Source organism: Acinetobacter sp. TR11 (assembly GCF_027105035.1).
Lineage (GTDB): Bacteria > Pseudomonadota > Gammaproteobacteria > Pseudomonadales > Moraxellaceae > Acinetobacter.
This window is the reverse complement of sequence record NZ_CP114256.1, coordinates 113726-134283: the sequence shown is the minus strand read 5'-3', so window position 1 is coordinate 134283 and position 20558 is coordinate 113726. Positions and strand designations below refer to the sequence as shown.

Genomic DNA, 20558 nt, shown 5'->3' with positions numbered 1-20558 from the left:
AAAAAAGCCAACGTATCGTTGGCTTTTTTATTATTTAGCAACACTATAATGTCTAAACAACTGCCACAAACATACCAATAAGATCAAACTAAAATACAGCAACGACCACACGGGTAGAGATTGTCCTAAGAAAGTCCAATCTATTGCTGCACATTCGCCTGAACCTGAAAGCACTTCCTGAAATACCGCTTTCATTGGCAATGCATCAACTAAATAGTCCAAGCCTGGACCACAACTTGGCACCTTATCAGGTGGTAAATGCTGTAGCCAAACATGACGAGATGCCACGCCCACTGACCAACCGATGGATAAGGTTGCTAATAGTGCATAAAAACGTTTAAAACCATTTGAAATCGGATTATGAATAAATGCGACTAATGCAATCAATCCCATTCCAATTAAGCCAATACGTTGGAAAATACACAGTGGGCAAGGCTCTAAACCTTGCACATGTTCTAAATACAACGCAAACGAGATACCAATAATACTCGTTAGTACCAATAATGCACTAACTAAGCGGTAAGTCCATCGCATGGGAAGTCCTCTAAAATTTTAACGGTATTGCGCAAGATATTGTTCAAAGCTGATGTCGTTATCTTGTTCAAGTTGCGCCTGTTTTTGCAACGATGTTTGCGCTAATTCTGCAAAATATTGTTCTCTTTCTGCACTCAATTGATGTTGTTCATAACGATTGACATGTTGTTGAGCCATGACACTCCCGAAGCTCCATGTCCCACCATTATCCAAAGTATCTTTAATCACATGCGCGGAAAGCGTATTTTCAACATGATCTAAACGCTGCTGCATCACTTGGATTGCCTCAGAATATAACTGTGAACCATCCATTTGATCTAACAAAGTAGCGCAGTCTTGAATCGCATTTAAATGACGTTGTGCCCAATCATGCAGTGAAACTATTGTTTCACCTTCTATAATTTTAGCATCTACTGCACGTCCACGATTGACCACTTCAGTTTGATTATGATCAATTTGCTCTTGCTCTTCTGCAAACAAATCAGGACTGTCATTTAATAAACAATACAATGCTAAACTTTCAAGAAAACCCGCTGAAATTTCATCAATTCCAATCGCACTATAAGGGTTCACATCTACGGCACGTAATTCTACATAGCCAACACCACGATTCTTCAATGCTTGTGATGGGGTTTCACCTGCTTGTGGTACTTGTTTCGGACGAACTAGACTGTAGTATTCATTTTCGATTTGGAGCACGTGATCATTGATTTGAATCGGCTCACCCTGTTCATCATTTAAACCTAAATCGGTAAATTCAGGATAAGGGGTATGTACCGCTTTCTGTAATCCATCAAGATAATCGTGTAGATCGTTATAATGGATGCCCAATTCTTTTTGTGCTGAGTTTTGATAGCCCAAGCGTCCCATGCGTAAGGCAGTTGCCTCAGGTAAATAGAGAGTGCCCTTGACCAGTGGCTGTAGATGATGTTCACGGCCTGTTAGGAAACAGCGGCAGACCGATGGGCTTGCACCCAACAGATACATCACTAAAGGGGTAAGTCGGATAAAGTTTCGAATCAGGCCAAAATAACGATGACTACGATAATCCTGCAAACTGAGTTGTTTTAATTCTGGCTTGGTTTCATGTTGTTGCAATACTGCAAACAATTGATCCGGGAAAGATAAGTTGTAATGCACGCCAGAAATGGTTTGCATACGGCGGCCATAACGTACACCTAAACCATGACGGTATAAGGTTTTAAAGCGGCCAATATTAGAAGTGCCGTACTGTGCTAATCGAATATTTTCTTCATTATCATCCAACATACACGGCATGGACAGTGGCCATAATCTTTCGCCTTCTTCTAGCTGCTGATGTACCACGCTATGAATATCTCTTAATTCATCTAATGCAGCCGCGATGGTTGTTTTCGGTGTAGTAATAAACTCCATCAATGCTTCTGAATAATCTGTCGTAATATGCGGATGTGTAAGTGCAGAACCTAAAGCTTCTGGATGATTTTTTTGTGATAAAAATCCATTGCTTTGCATACGTAAACTTTCGCGTTCAATACCGCGTAGCATCCCCTTTAATAGCGAAGCATCTACACAAGTCGGTATCACAGAGGAAGAATGTATGCTGGGTTGATTCATAATTTATATGCTCGCTTATTTAAGATCAGCCAACCACATAAATGGTCGCGACTTGGTTATTCTGCCAATTATAACGACAATTGTGATCTAGTCATCTGATTTAGTTTGGCAATTTTTATCACAATCTTGTTATATAAGACATGCTGAAATTGTGATTTTATTAAAAATAAATCTTCCCATGAGCACTGAACTATGCAAGCAGAGGATATTCTTAATTTTTGGTTTAATCCTGAACACCGTTCACTTTGGTTTGCCAAAAGTGATGAATTTGATGCAAAAATTCGCGACCAATTTCAAATAATTCACCATCAAGCAATCCAAGCAGAGCTTTGGTCTTGGCGACACACACCAGAAGGTCGTTTAGCCGAAATCATTGTGTTGGATCAATTTTCTCGCAACTTATATCGTGATCAAGCGCAAGCTTTTGCCTATGACAACATGGCATTGATGCTTGCTCAAGAAGCAATTAGTTTACAACTCGATGCTCAACTGAATCCCGAACAACGCTCATTTTTATATATGCCATTTATGCATAGTGAATCTAAATTAATGCACGAGTTTGCTTTAAAACTGTTCCAACGTTTAGGGAACGAAATTAATTTGAGCTTTGAAAAAAAGCATAAAGTGATTATTGACCGTTTTGGGCGTTATCCACATCGTAATGCCATCTTAGGTCGAAGCTCGACACCTGAAGAACTGACCTTTTTAACACAACCAAATAGCAGCTTTTAAGTCTTTCGTCTCCTGAGACATTGAACATAGGAATTGCAAAATGAAATCTTTATTCATATGTGCCCCTCTCCTTGTTACATTAACACTGGCAGGATGTGTAACTGTTCCATCAAAACCCAAAACCTTCGATCAACTGGGTCAATTCACCGCTTATCCATTGAATAACAAAACTTACCGTATTGGTTTCCAAGCAGATAATAAATTGAGTTATGGTACGGCAGAGGAAATTACTTTACTCAAAGCCGCACAAACTACAGTCAAAAACGGTTTCCGTTATTTTACTGTTGTTGATGATCCGAGTAACGCACGACATAAAACGCAACGCCAAGCTGTGATTTATCCGACACCCTCTTATTACCCATATGGTTATTATCGCCGACATCCTGCCTTTTGGCCTGACCCATTCTATGATATGCCTCAAGTGGTCAATCTTGATCCAATCCAAGTGTCGTATACTATCGAGTGTTTTCAGACTCAGCAGCAATCACCTGATGCTTTTGATGCGCAACTCATTTTGCAATCATTAGGGCAAAAATACGGATTGAGTCCAACAGGAGACGTGTTACAGCCCCCTGTACTACCTCAAAACAAAAAGTAAATTGATAAGGATGACTCAATGAATTCAGTCGAAGAAATCCACGTACCGAGCCTGCAAAGAAGTAAGTACTTCGCCACTATGGCATTGATCATTGCGGTTGTAGCATGGATTGGCTTAATGGTCGCGGCGCATTTTTTACCTGAATATAAATGGGTCATTCATATTTTTATGTTAGGTGCGGAAGCAGGTGTAGTTGGTGGGCTGGCTGATTGGTACGCTGTCACTGTACTTTTCCGCAATCCTTTTGGAAAAATGCCTTTACCCAAACTATTGCGTGACCATACCGAAATCATTCCACGGAATAAAGCGCGTATTGCAGAATCAATGGGCCGCTTTGTACAAGAAAACTTTTTATCTCCTCAAATCGTTGAACGTAGTTTAAAAAATGCCGACCTCAGCTTGGCCGTCGGTCAATGGCTAGCAAACCCTCAAAATAACCAGCAAGTCGTACAGATGATTCAACATACTGTACCGAAAATTTTTGAATTTGTGAGCCAAGATCAAATTGCCCACTTTGTGCAAAACAATAGTGTGCAATGGGTACGCAGTACCAAAATCAATAAATTAGCTAGTGAAATGTTACGTGCTGTTTTGGAAAATGATTTCCATCAAGACGTATTACAACGTGGTCTTGATTTGGCGCATGAGTGGATGGTCTCTCACCCTGAAGAGGCACGAGATCTATCACGTAAACTGTTCCAAGAATTAGGTGTTTGGAAACTTGCCAAAGGTGCAAGCTGGATTGGGATTGATGTTCAACAACGGACAATTGACTCACTAATTGAAAAAGTTGAATCGATGTTGGCTAATCCTGAACATCCATGGCGACAAGACATTGAAACAACCACACATTCACTCATGTTACAACTCGCTGATACGGAGAGTGAAGCCAGTCAACGTTTGAATAGTGGTAAAGATGCCCTTCTTGATAGCCCTCAAGTTCTGAACTTTATTAGTGGTGCTGTAGCAATTTTATGCGATGCGATTAAAACGGATTTAATGCAGGAAGATTCTGGTATTGCCACCAACTTACAAGTCGCGATTCAACAGTTGGGTGAAAGCTTGATTCAAAATGAAAAAGTGCGCCAAGTCTTGAATGAGAAAATGGTCGGCTTAGCAACCAATTTCAGTGAGCAATACAGCGATAAGATTATTCGCTATATCAGTGAACGCATTCATGAATGGGATTCGCGTGAAATGATTGCCAAAATCGAAAGTGAGGTGGGTGGTGATTTGCATATGATCCGTGTCAATGGCGTCATCGTGGGTGCGTTTATTGGTTTAGCCCTCGGTGTGATTCGTGCGATTGTTGAAAATGTTTTGTAAATGATATGATTAAGGACGGTAAAACCGTAATGTTTTGTCGTCTTTTTTATCACTGAATTGAAATAAAATAAGCCCCAATACGAATATCATCTGATTTAGAAATCTATCATTTCACGCCCTTTTCGTAGATCAAACCATGTATTTACTTTCTTGATAATAACGAGTCAAAGCATCTGTATCTTGCTTTAAAAATGCGGTTAGATAAGTTTTCACTTGTACCAATGAAAGTTGATCAAAATGAATCTTTTCTTTTGCCTGAAGCGTAATTAATCCAAAGATTTGCTTTTTAGCAATAACCACTGGAATATTAGTCTTCACGATAAATTTAAGTTCTTGAGCAGACCCATAAGGATTCAAGACAATTTCTATCGTTCGTTCCTTGTTTTCATCGGTAATGGTAAACGTTGGGCTAGCACCATTAAGCTGTAGCCAACGGCTTAATTGTTTTTTCCAACCCATTTTATCAAAGCGAGTTAATACCCCAATAGTATTCAGTGCCTCAAGCTGCTCTACATCTTTTAAATCAATATGATGTGGGTAGCGTATTTTTAGATCGAAACTGTCCATTACTGAATGCCCTATTTGACAAAAAATAGTATTTATTTTAATCAACACCTGTAAATTATATCGCTTAAAAAATAAAATTTAAACACCCTATATGTTTGAAAATTAACAATTAAATTTACAATTTTAAATCAAAATTGACCAATTCTGTCAGTATTGTTTTTATTAAGACACAATTCCATTATTTCTCTTGATGGGAAACACACTCTTTAAACGAACAAGAGAGACGTATCTCTTTTTATTTAGAAAGCGAGAATTTGGAAAAATCCCCTCTTTATCGCTACAATCACCTCAAAATAAAATGGAATTAGGTTAACCACAATGTTGCAGCTTCAGTCAAAACTCCCAAGCCAAGGTGTTACTATTTTTAGCGTGATGACTGAACTCGCACAACGACTGAATGCACTAAATCTATCTCAAGGCTTTCCCGATTTCCCTGCTCCGCCTGCACTACTCGAAGCCCTTAGCCAAGCCACGCTTTCAGGTTATAACCAGTACCCTGCGGGTGATGGTGTGTTGGCATTAAGAGAGCAATTGGCAAAGCAGTTTTTGCAGCGAGATCAACTGCAACTCGATCCTGTCACTGAAATTACCATTACCCCTGGCGCAACCATTGCGATTTTTTGTGCCATTCAAGCCTGTATTCATGCAGATGATGAAGTTATTATTTTTGACCCGAGCTATGACAGCTATGCCCCTGCGGTACAACTGGCAGGGGGAAAATCAGTTCATATTCATTTAGAAGCACCAACATTTCAGGTGAATTGGCAAAAGGTCAAAGATTGTATCAATGCAAAAACTCGCATGATTATCGTCAATACACCACATAACCCAACAGGGGCAATTTGGTCAGAACAAGACTGGCACCAACTGATTGAACTCATTCAAGATAAAAATATTGTGGTGCTGTCAGATGAAGTATACGAACATTTGGTTTTTGACGGGCAAAAGCACTATAGCGCACTACAATTTCCAGAATTACGTGAACGCAGTTATGTAATCGGTTCTTTTGGCAAAAGTTATCATGTTACAGGTTGGAAAACGGGTTATTGCATTGCAGCACCACATTTGATGCATCTGTTCCGTCAAATTTATCAATTTGCCAATTTTTGCGGAACCACACCTTGCCAAATAGCATTAGCGAACTATATGCAGCAACATCCTGAGCACATTCAGGAACTCCCGAACTTTTATCAAGCAAAACGAGATCTTTTTAATACTCAAATTCAAAGTTCACGTTTCCAATTTATTCCATCACAAGGCACTTATTTCCAAAATCTCGATTACAGTGCGATTCGCCCTGACTTGAATGATGTGGAAATGTGCCAATTCCTCGCAGAGCAACACAAAATTGTCGCGATTCCTATTTCCGTTTTTTATCAACAAGCGCCCGAGTCACTACGCCTGATTCGATTCTGCTTTGCCAAAACTGATCAGACTTTAGAGCGTGCGAGTCAAATCCTCGTACAATGTTGATCTACAAAAATAAACTGAACAATCATGACGTAAATATGACCGATGATGGTATGGTGGAAAAAATAGAAACGTTTCTGGGCGAAGCGTGAAGGAAATAGAATGACACCACGCCAACCTTTGGTGATGCAACCCAATCTCTGGAAAACATTTTTTGTTTTTCTTGTTCCGTTGATTGCTACCAACATTTTACAGAACTTATCAGGAACGATTAATACCATCTTTGTAGGTCAAATGATGGGAGTTGATGCGATTGCTGCGGTTTCTGTATTCTTCCCAATTCTTTTCTTTTTATTGGCATTTGTCATCGGGATTTCCGCAGGAACGACTGTACTGATTGGACAGGCATGGGGTGCGCAAAATCTTGAAAAAGTCAGAAGTGTGATTGGCTCTACCCTATTTATGACTTTGATTGGTGGCAGCATTATTGCTGTTTTAGGTTGGAGCTTTGCCGAGCATATTTTGCAATTATTAGGTACAGATCCTAAAGTCATGCATCTTTCTTTACCCTACGTTCGCTGGATGCTGGTGGGTAGTCCCTTATTGTTTGTCTATATTATTTATACTTCGATTTTACGCGGTGTCGGTGATAGTGTTACCCCACTGATTGCATTGAGCCTAACCAGCCTGATTGGTTTGGCGGTAACACCTGTTTTGCTCAAAGGCTATTTTGGATTCCCTGCTCTGGGCATTGTCGCGCCTGCGGTGGCAACCATTATGGGATATGCCGCAGTCCTTATTTTTCTGAGCTTCTACCTTAATTACAAGAATCATCCTCTGAAAATAGATGCCCGTCTATTGAAAAGTATTCGTCACGATAGCAACCTAAGCAAACTAATCTTAAAGCTTGGTATCCCAACAGGCATCCAAATGGTGACGACCTCATTGGCAGGCTTAGTCATCATTGGTTTGGTTAATCATTATGGTGCGCATGCGACCGCAGCGTATGGTGCAGTGAACCAAGTACTCAACTATATTCAGTTTCCTGCCCTCTCTATTTCAATTGCGGCTTCTATTTTTGCCGCTCAAGCAATTGGTGCAGGAAAACCCGAATTATTAGCCAAAGTCACACGAACCGCTTTGGGAATGAATGTCATATTCACAGGCAGTTTGATCACTTTAGCCTACTTATTTTCCAAATATTTAATGGCATTATTTATTACTGATCACAGCGTCATTGAACTTGGGCAGCAGCTCTTATTCATCGTATTGTGGTCGCTTTTATTCTTTGGTGCGAGTGCTATTTTTGCTTCAATCATGCGGGCTAGTGGAACCGTCAATGTTCCGATGATGATTAATATTCTGACCATTATTGTAATTGAAGTTCCTTGTGCCTATTGGTTTAGTTCGTTATGGGGCTTAACGGGCATTTGGACTGCTTATGCACTTTCTTTTGTGTGCTTATGCGTATTACAAGCCTCTTATTATCAGTTCTTTTGGAAGAAAACCAAGATCAAAGTCCTTATTTAAAAATTTCTTTGATCCTCAAATAAAAAAGCCATTCTCTAAGAATGGCTTTTTTATGCTTGAAACTTACATCATTTTCGTTGCAAGTGCAGCAATACGTTGATAACCCGTCGGGAATAGACGTTGGAAAGAATCCACAATACGAGCATCTGTTCCAATTAACAGACGGCGTTTATCTTTCAATACTGCATTTAAAATCTGACGAGCAGCTTCTTCTGGCGGTGTACGCAAGAATTTATCAAACTGCTTGATCGATTTATTTGGATCCATGCCCAAGCTCTTTAAGCTGTCATTCATTTTAGCAGCTTTTGCGATATTGGTACGGATACCACCTGGGTGTACGCAAAGAGAACTTACGCCACTCTTTTCAATATCAAGTTCTTGACGTAATGATTCAGTAAAACCACGTACCGCAAATTTTGTTGCATTGTATGCAGATTGTGTTGGTTGCGAAGTTAAACCAAAAATACTTGAGATATTAATGATATGACCATCTTTGGTTTGCTTAATGAATGGTAAGAATTCTTTGGTGCCGTAAACCACGCCCCAGAAGTTAATTCCCACGATCCACTCTAAATCTTCATAGCTTGCGCCTTCAACAGTTGAGCCAAGTGCCACACCTGCGTTATTGAAAATCATATTCACTGAGCCATGATCTTGAACAGTTTCTTGCGCCCATTGCTTCACCGCTTCACGGTTAGACACATCAAGAACTTTGGTCGTTACTGTGATTGGGTTTTGTTTTACCAACTCAACAGTTTGCGCTAATCCTTTCTCATTGATATCGCTCAATGACAAATGGCAACCTTGTTTAGCCAATAAAATTGCCAATTGTTGTCCAATCCCAGAACCTGCACCTGTGATCGCTGCGACTTTATTTTTAAAATTTTTCATTGCCTATCCTTTGTATTGCGAATGATATGCACACATTTGTCTTGATCATGTGCAGTTTAAGCTATAACCAATATAATTTTGACAATACGGGTTGTCAATATAGTACACTACAGCTTTAAGACAAATGGCAATAACCAACATATTACTTGTCATATTAGGTCTATTTACATTTCATGACGTAAGATGTTTAGACACGATGAAATAAGTTTTACGAAATTTAGTTATTCTAAATTCGCAAGACCTGTTTAAAATGCAAATAAATCTTAGATATACGATTTAAAGACTTTTTAGGGAACGGTTTTTCCATGGCAACTGAAGATCTAGCGACACGCAAGAAAAATAATACCGAAGCGAAAGAGCGTCAGTTTAAAGGTCTCTCTTTAACTGAACGCAAAGAAGTTCGCCGCGAAAAGTTGATTGAAGCAGGCATTGCAACCTATGGTACACAGGGTTTTTTTTCGGTCACTGTCAAAGATGTCTGTAATGAGGCGAAGCTGACTGAGCGTTATTTTTATGAATCATTTAAGAAAAGTGAGGAACTTTTCCAAACGGTATTCTTAAGAATGATTGGCAAAATGCAAAATTGTTTAACCCAAGCCGTGCTGATGGCTGCGCCTGAACCTAAGAATATGGTCACGGCAGGTTTATCCGCATTATTAAGCGCAATTAAAGATGACCCTCGTATGGCACGAATTATTTATATCGATGCCATGTTGGTACAAGATTTACATAATCAGGCGACGATTCAAGAAACCTTGACTCAATTTGACCGAATTATCCAAGCTTTCGTGATGATTACCATGCCGAATGCACCTCAAAGTGGTGAAGAAGTTTCATTAATGGCAACAGGTTTAAATGGTTATGTGACGCATATTATTATTCGTTGGGTTTCCGAAGGTTTTAAACAGCCCTTAGAAGATGTGTTATCTGCTTGTTGTGCTGTTTTTTTATCATTTATTGAAACCACCTCACAAAAAAATTAAAATCCTTTTACAGTTTTGTGACGAACACAATAAAAAGGTTTCAATGGTATTAACCAAATGAATTGATTTGTTTTATTTACAAACAACTTGTCATCATTTGGTCACTACTCTGCCCTAGAATTGTCACAATTTATTGCTAAATTCGACTTTATTAACTCTTTTGCAATGATATTGTCATAATTAGTCTTTGTAATAAGCCTGTCATAACAACAAAACGGTTCACCGTTACAGATTTTAAGGGTATTGCGCAGTGAAAGATGACTATATTTTAATTGTCGATGATGAGCTACCGATCCGCGAAATGATCCATACCTCTTTGGATATGGCAGGCTTCCAATGTTTACAAGCTGAGGATGCCAAACAAGCGCATCAGATTATCGTCGATCAGCGTCCTGCTCTTATTTTGCTGGATTGGATGCTACCAGGGGGTGTCAGTGGTGTAGATCTATGCCGTCGCCTCAAACGTGATGAAAACTTGGCAGAGATTCCTGTGATCATGCTCACTGCACGTGGTGAAGAAGACCATAAAGTGCAAGGACTTGATGCAGGTGCAGATGATTACATGACCAAACCATTCTCCACACGTGAATTGGTTTCTCGTATCAAGGCTGTATTACGTCGTGCCAATGCTCTCAGTGGCGAAAAAGTCATTGATGCCAATGGCTTAATGCTCGACCCAGTCAGCCAGCGTGTGAGCTTTGGTAACAGTATTCTCGATATGGGTCCAACCGAATATCGTTTATTGGCTTTCTTTATGACACACCCTGAACGTGCGTATACACGTGCACAATTACTGGATCAAGTTTGGGGTGGTAATGTCTATATCGAAGACCGAACCATTGACGTGCATATCCGACGTTTACGCAAAGTCTTAGAACCTTTTGGCGTAGATCGTTTTGTACAAACAGTACGTGGCACAGGCTATCGTTTTTCTACACGAGCTGATTTAGCAGCAGGTTAAAATCCTTTATGTATGAACCTTATCCCGTCCCTGAACTGGCACGTGAACATCAACGTTTCCGTGACAGCAATTTATGGACGTTTGCAAAACAAGATCTAAGACTGCTACTTTTTTTCTTATTGATTGCGAGCTTAATTGGATTCGGGGTTGGATACTTTTGGAGCTTTATTTTTGTCGCGTTCGTCGTTTTTTTTATACTCCAACTCCGCTCACTGTATTTAGTCAATGAGTGGATTTCAAATCGTCCCTATGATGTTCCCCCAAATCTAAGCGGTATTTGGGGTGCATTATTATTTAATGTCTATCGAGCGCAGCGACAAGAACGTATCGTTCAAGCCGAAATGGTAGGTTTGATTGATCGTGCTCAATCATCTCTGGTTGCATTGGCGGAAGCTGTTGTTTTGATTGATGACCAACATCAGATTGAATGGTGGAATCCTGCTGCCGAGAAGTTATTGGGCATCAATCCTTTGGATCGTGGACGTAATTTACTGGCTATTTTGCGTCAACCCAGTTTTATTGAATATTTTAATCATATCGATCAAGCACCTGATGGTATCCGTCTACAGGCTCAAATGGACGAAGACCGATATGTGCAAGTCAAATTAACTCGCTTTGGTGGCGAAAGTCGCTTATTGGTGGCGTATGACACCACTCGCGTACATAATCTTGAACAAATGCGTAAAGACTTCGTGGACAACATTTCTCATGAATTACGTACACCTCTCACCGTACTGAGTGGTTATATCGAAACATTTATCGATCAAGATGACATTACTCCTCGCTGGAAACGTGCTTTCACTCAAATGCAATCACAAACCAAACGTATGAATGCATTGGTGAATGATTTATTGCTTTTATCCAATTTAGAAAACAATAAAAAAGTCGCAAAAAATCAAATTATTGACATGGCAAATTTGATGAATCAATTATTTGATGATGCGCGTGCTTATAATCTCGATTATGGTCATACTTTAAATTTAGATATCGACAGTCATTGTGATTTAATCGGCTCTGATATGGAAATTGCTAGTGCGTTTAGTAATTTAATCACTAATGCAATTAAATACACGCCGAAAGGCGGCATTATTACGATTGGCTGGCATGAAGATGGCGATCACGCTTACTTTACCGTACAAGACAATGGAATTGGCATTAATCCAAAACATCTACCCCGTTTAACTGAGCGTTTTTATCGTGTTGACAGCGCACGTAGCCGTCAGACAGGGGGAACAGGTTTAGGCTTAGCAATTGTCAAACATGTTTTAATGCAACATGGTGCCCATTTAGAAATTAGCTCCAAAGAAAACGAAGGCTCAACCTTTACCGCTGTCTTTCCCAAAGAACGTTTGTATCGTATAGGTTAAAATAGAGGGAGCTAAAATTGCTCCCTAAATATTTAATATTACAATTTAATTACAATAATAATATAATAATATTCTGATTAATTTCACCGCTTACACATTCTTCTTTAGACGTAATATATTTTATGAATTCTCATTTCTTTCGTAGTTTCGCCTTTCTCCTAGGCTTAAGTAGTTCATTTTCAGCGATCGCAATGCCTACTGATCCATTGATCGGTACTTGGAAAGTGGTAGATGAACGGAGTGGTTCTTATCTATCGGATATTGTGATCAGACGTAATTCTAAAACTGAACAATACAGTGCTGTCATTGTGAAAATGTATCCTCAAGGCAAAGAGGCGATTCCTACACTATGCACCCCTTGTACTGGTGCTTTAAAAAATCAGCCGATTATTGGTATGGAAGTACTGAGTAATCTTAAAATGCTGAATCTAAATGAAGAATTTGGACAAGGTGTATGGATCAATCCTTATGATGGATATAAATATAGTTTGAATGCGCGTTTAAGCAAAACAGGTAAAATGCTCACGATAAATGCAAAAAACCCGAATAATAATACGTTTAGAAATATGACGTGGATTCGTCTCTAAATTTGAAATCTCTCTTTCAAGTTTAGATTAAAAATCCATCAAAAAGAGCGTATATAAATACGCTCTTTTTTCAAATAATTCTGTGATTTTGAGATCAATAACACATAGATAAAAATACATTTCAAATGAAGGAATGACTTAAACAGATACAATTTTCGACTCCACCAAATGGCTGGGTAAACCAAAGATATGGTCGAAAAGATAATTATAAACAAAGGTATAACAAGGTATCAGAACCATCAGACTTAAATCTAACAAAAATGCTTTTATTAAACTGATCTGCATGATCCTAGACAAATTATTGTCGCGAGTAAACATTATGCTTTACCCGATCCACGCATTCTAGTTTCTGAAACCTATTGGACGACTGATAATTTGTCGATGGCAATTCAGATGGTCGAGCAAGGATTAGGTTGGGGAAATTTTCCCCTTTCTGTTGTGAAAGCGCATTTTTATCAGCAAAGTTTAGCTCGTTTAGCATTTAGTGATACGACCAATGGGTTAGATATGCCGATTCAGGCGATTTGGCCAAGCTACAAACCGCTCAGCCAATCTTTGCAATTTCTTATTGAGTTTTGGGCAAAACAAATTCAAATCGAATAAAAAAAGCCCGACATCCTGTCGAGCTTTTTTCATATTCCTTTCACTAGGTACAACTCCTGTCATACCTCACATCCTGATGCACAAACTTATCATTCTTGTTTTATGTTTTGGAACTTCCTGTTCCTGATGTGTTCATATTAGACAATTCAATTAAAGCTGCAAATGGGATATTCACCTTAATCACTGTAAGAAAAAGCGTACATGATTAAATTTTAGATCCATTTATCAAATAGATTAAATCTAATCTTTAACTTAAATGAATGCGGTTAATCACCTAATAAATTCATATGATCTATTGAATTCGTCATTCCCATATAAGCATCATAGCTTTGAGCGAGCAGACAAATGATAACAAAAGCGATCAATATTAATATTTTCTTTGTCATGGTCATCTTCAGTTACTCAAATAAAGAATCTATGAAAAAGGTATAAGATTTTTACCATCTAATCTAATATAGAAAAAACAAGCAATGATCTAATTTTGAGATATGTGGACATTAAAACAATTCAATTATCTAATCACGATTGTTGAAACTGGTGGCTTTATCGCAGCGTCAGAAAAGCTTTTTATTGCCCAATCAGCTCTCAGCAGGCAAATTAAAAATTTAGAAGAAGAACTGGGTTTTGAAATTTTTGATCGCTCAGAGAAAAAAATAAGCCTCACCCCTGCAGGTGAAGCACTATATAAAAGTTTAAAGACCAATCTTGATCATTTAAAAAGCTCGATTGTGAGCGCTCAAAGTATTAGTCGCGGTGAAGGCAGAATTATTAAAATCGCACATTCTAGTAGTATTGTGCTTGATCAAAATAAGCTCGAAATCTTTGAGCAGTTGTGTGATACACATTTGATTGATATTGAAATGAATACTTTATCATCTGAACTACAGCTCGAATATTTATTAAATGGCAGCATTGACTTGGGCTTTATTCGCCCACCGATTTATCACAATCTAAATGATGTAAATTCGATCAGTTTATACACTGCACCCCTATATGTGGCTGCTCATAGCTCAAACTCCTTTTTCTACGAAAAAGAAAGTGTGACGATTCGTGAGTTAGCACAACTTAATTTTGTTTCTGTGCCTCATAAAGGGCGTGGTGGGCTAAGCTATCTGGCTGCTAATTTATGTTTGGTTAATGGTTTTACTCCCCAAAGAACCAAAATCTATTCGAGAAAAAGGTCTCAACTGGAATTAGTTGCGAATGGTTTTGGCATTTGTATCGTACCTGAGGAATTTAAAGTGATTCTTCCAAATAATGTCAGACTCATTCCCATTCATGATGACAATGCTTTGAGTGAAGTCAGATTAATCTGGAGAAAGGATGAAGACCCAATCATTAACAGTTGTGCAGATGCTATTCATACTTATTACAATGCTAAGCAGATGAACTTTTAGAAACTTACTGAGTTCAGATCAAATGAAAAAGCCCGACATCCTGTCGGGCTTTTTCGTATTTCGCACTTTAGGTATAACTCCTGTCCTACCTCACGTCCTGATGCTCAAACTTATCATTCTTGTTTTATGTTTTGGAACTTCCTGTTCCTGATGAGTTAATATTAGGTGATTTGGATCGGTACGAATATGGGTCATTGACTGGAATTGGTGTAAGAAAAAGCGTACAGCTAAGGTTAGAGCTTGGCAAAACATACTAAATTTGCTTAAAAACAAGCCGACATCTTTCCAAGTCGGCTTTTTGGTGTTTTCAGGGTAGTTAAATTTATTTAAAATAATTTTTATAGATAGTTTCGCACAAGCGCCATTATGTTAATTTTAGGAAAATTCCACATTACTTACTTGGTAAAAATCAAATTCTAAAACCAATCATTCCAAGAATTATGGCAGATGCAACAATCAAACTTCCGATGAGACCAACTCCCCAAAAGTAATTGATTACAGGTTGCCTAACACCATGAGCTTTAAATAAAAACATTAGTCCTGTTGCAAGATGAGCTAAAACAAAAAATACACCTAGAAAATAATGCGGTACTAAACGTATATTCCATGGATCATAGATTAGTCCTGAAGGGTACCCAGTGGCAAAATTCCAGTCTGTTTCAATTCCGAGATAAGTTCTAGCGTAAATAAAAACGGAATTCATGTGTCCTAGAATGAAAATAGATAAATACAACCCTGATGCAATTTGAAAAGTCCGAAAAAAATCGTGTTTTTTTCCGCTCCATTTCCATGCTAGATAAAGTCCGCTTCCTACCTGAAACAAGAATGCAGCAACCAATAATGGTTCGATAAAAGCGGCACGATAAATAATCCGCCCAATATTCATAACGATTTCATATTGAGTAGGTCCAATCAGCCCTACCAGATGATTTCCCAAGTGGAAAATAACGTAAACACAAACAATTAATGCACATATTCCATGGGCAACTCGCCACCGTGCCATATTAATAGGCATTTCTACAGAAGAGTTATAGTCAGTTGAGCGAAATGCCCATATTGCTACAAGCAGCCATATGATGCACCAAACCCATGGATCAGGAATAGAACTTCCAACAAGAGCTTGTACTACCCCTAGTAAAACATATAGCGTGGGAGATACCACGCAGGCATAAGCTAAACGTCTAACGTTCTTCGGGATATTCGCATAACATGACACAACAATCCCAGCAACTGGAACTAACAGAGCACAGATAAGAATAAAAGATGCCATTAAAATCTGAAGTAAGTTCATTTTTTCTGCCGATGTGCTAGCAACTTCATGAAAGAGCATCAGCAAGAATGGATAACAAATAGCTCCTAATAATGGAATAAATGAAACGGGATTGAATCGAATTATTCGACTATTTTTTTCAGAAGAGACAGAAGTAGAAAGCCTACTTCTGTTTTTTTGACTTGGCATTAAAAAAGCTCTAAATAAAAGTTTATAAAGTTGTTTGGCTTGAATGAAGAAAATTTTTAGCAGTTCATGAGCTAAAACGGCTATTTTTACATATGCTTAGAATTTCTTATGTTTGATATTTATTAATATATTTAAATCATTAATTTAGCTAAAATAATTTTTTATGAGTTCAAGGCAAATAAACAAATTATTTACATTTTTTATCAAATTATCTGATTGAAAAATAAATAATAAATTTAAATTGTTACTTGATCATAATTGAATTAGAAAAATAAATTTGTTATTTCATCTTTACAAAATTAGCTACGATTAAGAGTAAGAGAATGAACAAACCACATTGGTCACAAGTTGAATATTTACATCAAACAGTTAAGAATCCAAATATTCATATTAAAGGTACAACCAGTTACTACAGCCATGCATGGAGTGATTCATTTGAACAAAGTGTAGTGAGATATCTGTATGGTGATGAATACAGTTTAAAAGCTTGGGAACCTCTTTGGGAAATAGATCAGTTGCATATTGGTAGTTATGTTTGTATTGCTGCAGAAGCCGTAATTCTCATGGGAGGTAATCATACCCATCGTACAGATTGGTTTAGTTTGTATCCATTTATGGAGCATATTGTTGATGCTTATCAAATGAAGGGAGATACAATCATTGGAGATGGTGCATGGATTGGTATGAGAGCTATGATTATGCCAGGAATTAATATTGGGGAAGGCGCTATTGTAGCCTCTGGTAGTATCGTAACGAAAGATGTTGAGCCGTATAGTATCGTAGCAGGAAACCCTGCTCAAAAAGTGAAAATGAGGTTTAGTAATGAGGTAATACAAGAACTTTTAAATTTAAAGTTATATGATTTAGAACCAGAAAAGTTTAATCAATTAATTCCTTATTTAGTGCAGTCCGATATCAATCTGTTAAAAGAAAGGTATTACCACTTAGTTAATGATTAATATTAAAATCCCTCAATCAAACCTATATTTTTAATTAATATAAATCATAACCTCACCATAAAAATCTAAATAAAAATTTAAAAATGCACGCTAATAAGAGGTGTGTATTTTTAAATTTCATCACAGAAGCGTTCAATTAATAGTCATTTTATAAAACGTTTAAGAGACTCTTTTTCAAATCAATTTTTGTTTACGTTTTAATTAGCTAATCAACCAAATCCTATGTAGCTAAAAATACAAATAGCAGGAAAATTAAGCTAAATAAAAAATTAGAATAATACTATTTGATATTTCTAAACTTAAAGAAGACACTACAAATCAAGTTATATATATTATAGCTTTTGAGAATTTAATAAAACATATCTGAGAAGAGGGCTAATTTTAATGTTAACTGAAATAGCTATTGCAGATGCATATGGTGCAGGTTTTGAATTTTGTGCCGTAGAAAAAATTCGTCTTTATAATAATTTAGAATCATATTGTAAACATGAATTATATGATATCTCAGCTAAATACACAGATGACACCCAAATGTCGATTGCCATAGCTGAGTTTATCTTGTCAGGAGTAAAATGGGATAAAGAAAATATTGCAGCCAAATTTCTAGAATGCTTTCAAAGAGATATAAGACTTGGATATTCTGAAGGTTTTTATAATTTGTTAACTCAAGTTAAATCTGGAAAAGAATTAATTAATACTCTTATTTCTACGAGTGAAAGAAATGGTGCTGCTATGCGCTCAGTACCTATCGGATTTTTAAAGAATAAAAGTGATATCGTTTTTTTCGCTACCTTACAGGCACAAATAACACATAATACAAAGTTAGGGGTATCTTCAAGTTGTGCAGTAGCTTTAGCAGCTTATTTCGGTTTACACACACAAGGCACATTAGCTGAATTGAAGGATTTCTTAGAGTCTGAAGGCTTTGGTGAATGGGATTTTAATTGGCAAAAAAGAGTTTCTTTGAATGCATATGATACTGTTAGTGCAGCGTTTAGCTGTTTAGTAAAATATAACTCAATGAGTTCACTTTTGAAGGCATGCATTGAATTAGGTGGAGATACGGATAGCGTTGCATCTATTGCTATAGGTCTAGCAACATGCTTTTCAGAATATAAGAACGATTTACCAAATCACCTTTTTCAAATGCTAAAAGAAGATAAGTATGGAATACTTTTTCTACGAAATTTAGATAAAGATCTAATGAACTTACTACACGATTCACAGTGATAAAAAAAGCTCCTACTTGGAGCTTTTTAAAAATCACATCTAAATTAAATCGAATGACCTAAACGCTCACCCATTACTACAGTTGAATTGGCTTTAAATTGCTCTTCCCACACCATTTTATCTTTTTCAAATAAAACCACAGCAGTAGAACCTAAATAGAAACGACCTAACTCAGCCCCTTTATCTAACTGCATTTGGTGATGTTGTAATTCAACACGACCTGTTGGTTTTACTTTACCCGTTGCAACAGTTTCAATGCCTGCCACAATCATTGCACCGACTAATACCACCGCCATACGACCAAGTTCAGTATCAAATAAACACACCATACGCTCGTTACGTGCAAACAAACCTGGTACATTTTCAGCTGTAGTTTGGTTGACTGAGAACAACTCACCTGGAATATATAGAGTTTCGGTCAACGTGCCAGCCAATGGCATATGTACACGATGATAATCTTTCGGTGACAAATAAACCGTCGCAAACTGACCATCAATAAACGGCTTTGCCAGTTGCGGATCGCCAATTAATTTATCAACAGAAAAGCTTTGACCTTTGGCTTGAAAAATATCACCTGCTTCAATTTTACCCAACTGTGAAATCGCACCATCCGCAGGGCAAACAATACTATCTGCTTGTTCATCTACACCACGTACACCTTGTTTTAATGCACGAGTGAAAAATTCATTAAATGATTTATATTGATTTGGATTCGTTTGTTCGGCAATGCTCATATCAATGCCATATTTTGCTTTGAATGCTTGAATCACAGCAGTTTTCACCAAAACATTTTCACTTGCTGCAACTTTACCAATGACTCGGCTCAGTTGATGTTGCGGTACTAAATTTTGTGCTTTGATAAAAAGTTGTTTTTTTAAATCTGCTGAAAAACTCAAGACGGTGACTCCCCTGAAATAATAGGACTATCGAGGCGATTGCCCCATTCACTCCACGCACCGTCATAGGCTCTAACTTGCCAATTGAGCAATCTTGCCAATATATACGCCAAGCCCGAACGATGGTGAGACTGACAATACACCACGACAGGTTGTTGTAAATTAAAGCCTAATTGTTCTAAACGTTGTTGTGTGCGTTCAAGCGAGTGTAATTTTAGATGATTTTCACGGTTTAGGGCAGTACTCCATTCAAAATGCAATGCATTTGGGATGTGACCACCGCGTCGCGCAGCTAAACGTAGTCCAGTATATTCTTCATTGGTACGACAATCCCAGAGCTGAATATTCTGTTCTTGCACTTGCTGAAGTAATTCGTTGTACTCAATACGATGTTGTTGCACCGTCTCTAAATCAACGTTTAGAAGATCAGCGACTGGTATGACTTTTTCAACATCTGCGGTTGTTGGCAAAGCTGCACCTAACCAAGCATGAATCCCACCATTAATCAAACTGGTGCGGTTAAAACCAAGACAATGCAAATTCCAGATTAAACGCCCTGCCCATGCGCCACCCTCATCGTCATAGACCACGACATGGTGCTGAGGGGTAATATTCAATTTCTCAATTAAAGCCTGCAAACCTGCTAGATCAGGTAATACCCCATTGGCCTGTTCATGCTGTGCAACCAAGAATTTAGGCTGTAAATGAATGGCATGAGGAATATGCAATTGTTCATAAACCGATGCTCGGCTTAAATCAACGACACGAATCAGCTCATGTCCTATATAAGGTACAACTTCTTCAGGCTCAATCAGTAAACCCAGTTTAAAATCTACATCAGTCATTTTTATGCTGTTTTGTCATCCGCATTGGGGATGATTTTAGCATAGCCGACTTTTTATCTTTGTCTGATTTTTTGCATTCAATTAGCA

The 20558-nt window shown here is 37.9% G+C and carries 19 protein-coding genes and 2 pseudogenes; 13 read left to right on the top strand and 8 right to left on the bottom strand.

The window, feature by feature from the left end; all coding sequences use genetic code 11:
• Positions 1-30: 30 nt before the first annotated feature.
• Positions 31-534, bottom strand: a complete 504-nt coding sequence (locus O1450_RS00595; protein ID WP_005156976.1) for a disulfide bond formation protein B — start codon at positions 532-534, stop codon at positions 31-33.
• Between the two features lie 18 nt (positions 535-552).
• Positions 553-2130, bottom strand: a complete 1578-nt coding sequence (gshA, locus tag O1450_RS00590) for a glutamate--cysteine ligase (protein WP_256414055.1) — start codon at positions 2128-2130, stop codon at positions 553-555.
• Between the two features lie 192 nt (positions 2131-2322).
• On the opposite strand from gshA, the gene O1450_RS00585 reads away from it, so the two are divergent.
• Genes O1450_RS00585 through O1450_RS00575 form a run of 3 tightly spaced genes read left to right on the top strand, consistent with a single transcriptional unit; the run spans position 2323 to position 4786 of the window.
• The gene (locus tag O1450_RS00585; RefSeq protein ID WP_087537256.1) at positions 2323-2862 is read left to right on the top strand and encodes a DUF924 family protein; all 540 of its coding nucleotides are present in this window, start codon (positions 2323-2325) and stop codon (positions 2860-2862) included.
• A 40-nt stretch (positions 2863-2902) separates the two neighbouring features.
• On the top strand, positions 2903-3460 hold the full coding sequence (locus tag O1450_RS00580) for a CC0125/CC1285 family lipoprotein (protein ID WP_269229318.1): 558 nt from the start codon (positions 2903-2905) through the stop codon (positions 3458-3460).
• Between the two features lie 18 nt (positions 3461-3478).
• Positions 3479-4786 carry a DUF445 domain-containing protein gene (locus tag O1450_RS00575; RefSeq protein WP_269229317.1) on the top strand — a complete coding sequence of 436 codons (1308 nt, stop codon included), beginning with the start codon at positions 3479-3481 and terminating at the stop codon, positions 4784-4786.
• 129 nt (positions 4787-4915) lie between these two features.
• Here the strand turns inward: O1450_RS00575 and O1450_RS00570 are convergent, their stop codons facing one another.
• Complete coding sequence (locus O1450_RS00570) at positions 4916-5353, bottom strand: hypothetical protein (RefSeq protein ID WP_269229316.1); 438 nt, start codon at positions 5351-5353, stop codon at positions 4916-4918.
• 318 nt (positions 5354-5671) lie between these two features.
• Here O1450_RS00570 and O1450_RS00565 point away from each other — a divergent pair, with 318 nt between their 5' ends.
• A complete protein-coding gene (locus O1450_RS00565; protein ID WP_269229315.1) occupies positions 5672-6826 on the top strand; it encodes a methionine aminotransferase in 1155 nt (384 codons plus the stop codon).
• A 99-nt stretch (positions 6827-6925) separates the two neighbouring features.
• The gene (locus O1450_RS00560) at positions 6926-8293 is read left to right on the top strand and encodes an MATE family efflux transporter (protein WP_269229314.1); all 1368 of its coding nucleotides are present in this window, start codon (positions 6926-6928) and stop codon (positions 8291-8293) included.
• 63 nt (positions 8294-8356) lie between these two features.
• On the opposite strand, the gene O1450_RS00555 is transcribed toward O1450_RS00560, so the two are convergent.
• Complete coding sequence (locus O1450_RS00555; RefSeq protein WP_004659799.1) at positions 8357-9184, bottom strand: SDR family NAD(P)-dependent oxidoreductase; 828 nt, start codon at positions 9182-9184, stop codon at positions 8357-8359.
• Between the two features lie 305 nt (positions 9185-9489).
• On the opposite strand from O1450_RS00555, the gene O1450_RS00550 reads away from it, so the two are divergent.
• The 4 genes from O1450_RS00550 (at position 9490) to O1450_RS00535 (ending at position 13082) form a co-directional block, all read left to right on the top strand.
• Complete coding sequence (locus O1450_RS00550) at positions 9490-10167, top strand: TetR/AcrR family transcriptional regulator (RefSeq protein WP_269229313.1); 678 nt, start codon at positions 9490-9492, stop codon at positions 10165-10167.
• 250 nt (positions 10168-10417) lie between these two features.
• The gene (gene phoB / locus O1450_RS00545) at positions 10418-11128 is read left to right on the top strand and encodes a phosphate regulon transcriptional regulator PhoB (protein ID WP_004659793.1); all 711 of its coding nucleotides are present in this window, start codon (positions 10418-10420) and stop codon (positions 11126-11128) included.
• An 8-nt stretch (positions 11129-11136) separates the two neighbouring features.
• Complete coding sequence (gene phoR, locus O1450_RS00540) at positions 11137-12495, top strand: phosphate regulon sensor histidine kinase PhoR (protein WP_269229312.1); 1359 nt, start codon at positions 11137-11139, stop codon at positions 12493-12495.
• A gap of 122 nt (positions 12496-12617) precedes the next feature.
• Positions 12618-13082 carry a DUF2147 domain-containing protein gene (locus O1450_RS00535; RefSeq protein WP_241282303.1) on the top strand — a complete coding sequence of 155 codons (465 nt, stop codon included), beginning with the start codon at positions 12618-12620 and terminating at the stop codon, positions 13080-13082.
• A gap of 138 nt (positions 13083-13220) precedes the next feature.
• Here O1450_RS00535 and O1450_RS00530 read toward each other — a convergent pair.
• A pseudogene (locus O1450_RS00530) lies at positions 13221-13367 on the bottom strand (chlorhexidine efflux transporter); the annotation flags it as partial.
• On the opposite strand from O1450_RS00530, the pseudogene O1450_RS00525 reads away from it, so the two are divergent.
• Together O1450_RS00525 and O1450_RS00520 are read left to right on the top strand one after the other, a co-directional pair.
• A pseudogene (locus O1450_RS00525) lies at positions 13356-13685 on the top strand (LysR substrate-binding domain-containing protein); the annotation flags it as partial. The pseudogenes O1450_RS00530 and O1450_RS00525 sit on opposite strands and share 12 nt — an antisense overlap.
• Positions 13686-14173: 488 nt before the next feature.
• Entirely contained in the window at positions 14174-15082 is a 909-nt protein-coding gene (locus tag O1450_RS00520) for a LysR family transcriptional regulator (RefSeq protein ID WP_269229311.1), read from the top strand.
• A gap of 409 nt (positions 15083-15491) precedes the next feature.
• Here the strand turns inward: O1450_RS00520 and O1450_RS00515 are convergent, their stop codons facing one another.
• Positions 15492-16541: a hypothetical protein gene (locus O1450_RS00515; RefSeq protein WP_269229310.1), complete on the bottom strand. Its 1050-nt coding sequence runs from the start codon at positions 16539-16541 to the stop codon at positions 15492-15494.
• A 323-nt stretch (positions 16542-16864) separates the two neighbouring features.
• On the opposite strand from O1450_RS00515, the gene O1450_RS00510 reads away from it, so the two are divergent.
• Both O1450_RS00510 and O1450_RS00505 read left to right on the top strand, forming a co-directional pair.
• On the top strand, positions 16865-17500 hold the full coding sequence (locus O1450_RS00510) for a CatB-related O-acetyltransferase (RefSeq protein ID WP_269229309.1): 636 nt from the start codon (positions 16865-16867) through the stop codon (positions 17498-17500).
• Between the two features lie 384 nt (positions 17501-17884).
• Positions 17885-18730, top strand: a complete 846-nt coding sequence (locus O1450_RS00505; protein ID WP_269229308.1) for an ADP-ribosylglycohydrolase family protein — start codon at positions 17885-17887, stop codon at positions 18728-18730.
• 44 nt (positions 18731-18774) lie between these two features.
• Here O1450_RS00505 and asd read toward each other — a convergent pair whose 3' ends face one another.
• Both asd and O1450_RS00495 read right to left on the bottom strand, forming a co-directional pair.
• Entirely contained in the window at positions 18775-19626 is an 852-nt protein-coding gene (gene asd / locus O1450_RS00500; RefSeq protein WP_269229307.1) for an archaetidylserine decarboxylase, read from the bottom strand.
• Positions 19623-20471 carry a sulfurtransferase gene (locus tag O1450_RS00495; RefSeq protein WP_269229306.1) on the bottom strand — a complete coding sequence of 283 codons (849 nt, stop codon included), beginning with the start codon at positions 20469-20471 and terminating at the stop codon, positions 19623-19625. The genes asd and O1450_RS00495 overlap by 4 nt, the downstream gene beginning before the upstream one ends.
• Positions 20472-20558 lie beyond the last annotated feature (87 nt).